1 protein-coding gene is annotated in these 400 nt (G+C 63.2%); it reads left to right on the forward strand.

Annotation, left to right across the window (positions count from 1 at the left end; genetic code table 11):
* The coding region (locus tag AC1D0P_RS31035; RefSeq protein ID WP_477680237.1) for a HAMP domain-containing protein at nt 1–400 on the forward strand (400 nt) is incomplete at both ends.

The following is a 400-nucleotide window of genomic DNA, read 5'->3' on the forward strand; positions in this document are numbered from 1 at the left end:
ACCGCGCCGAAGGCGTCCGCACCCAGCAGTTCATCGTCGCCGAAGTTGGCCGCGCGCTGGAAAAACTGTCGAGCGGCGATCTCGCCTTCCGCATCGACGCGGATTTCCCGGGCGAATATCGCAGCCTGAAGAGCAATTTCAACAGCGCGCTCGAAAGTCTCGAAGAGACCGTCCGCATGGTCAACTCCGCCGTCGTCGCCATCGGCAACGGCACCGGCGAGATCAGCGCCAGCGCCAATGATCTCTCCAAGCGCACAGAACAGCAGGCGGCCCAGCTCGAAGAGACCGCGGCCGCGCTCAACGAGCTCACCGAGCAGGTGCATTCGAGCGCCGAGAATGCCAAGACGGCAGCCAATGCCGTGCAGAGTGCCAGCGATGACGCGGAGAAATCCGGCAATAT

Source organism: Polaromonas sp. P1_G2 (genome assembly GCF_056405515.1).